Consider the following 272-nt stretch of genomic DNA (forward strand, 5'->3'; position numbering starts at 1 on the left):
GTATACCAGACCACGGCTTCGCCCGCGGTGACACCGAACAAGGCTATCAACATCAATCGGACGTTCTTCCACTGGCCGAACGCCTCTTTTATCGGCGCTTTTGATGTTTTGCCCTCCGCGTGCATTTTCTGGAAGACGGGCGATTCACTGAGCATCATCCGGATCCAGACCGACACACCCACAAGTACGACTGAAAGCAGGAAGGGGATTCTCCATCCCCAGCTCGTGAAGTTGCTCTCGCCAGTGCCCGTTCTCACAACAAGAATCACGAG

At 54.8% G+C, this 272-nt stretch carries 1 pseudogene; it reads right to left on the reverse strand.

Annotation, left to right across the window (positions count from 1 at the left end):
* A pseudogene (locus tag R0J87_RS20470) lies at positions 1-272 on the reverse strand (hypothetical protein); the annotation flags it as partial.

The sequence above is a fragment of the Halomonas sp. SIMBA_159 genome (assembly GCF_046536035.1).
Taxonomy (GTDB): Bacteria; Pseudomonadota; Gammaproteobacteria; order Pseudomonadales; family Halomonadaceae; genus Vreelandella; species Vreelandella venusta_A.